General features: G+C 44.2%; 1 protein-coding gene. It reads right to left on the reverse strand.

Going from position 1 to position 294, the window contains the following annotated elements; translation table 11 throughout:
• Window positions 1-294 (reverse strand): hypothetical protein (locus tag QP934_RS11550; protein ID WP_419127596.1); only part of this gene is annotated, 294 nt, incomplete at both ends.

The raw sequence follows: 294 nt of genomic DNA on the forward strand, positions 1-294 counted from the left end.
TATGTGGAACACGTACTTATTTGAATGCTGTTTGGTGTTTCGGCTGCATTGAGATGGATTGGTTGGCATGTGATTGTGTTCAACTTTGTGGTTTCCTCTTTTTTGACCCCGTCGGGTTGAGGGAACTTTTTTCTTTGTAGTAATTTTTTGGACGCCAGCATGAGCCTTTTGTGGTTTGTGGTGGTTTGTTCTTTTGTTGGGTTTCGGGCTTTTCACGGCCTGTTTCGGATTTTTTCTGAAATTTTTTTGTGGAGAGTTTGATCCTGGCTCAGGACGAACGCTGGCGGCGTGCTT

This window comes from Corynebacterium sp. MSK122 (assembly GCF_030229435.2).
Classification (GTDB): Bacteria; Actinomycetota; Actinomycetes; order Mycobacteriales; family Mycobacteriaceae; genus Corynebacterium; species Corynebacterium marquesiae.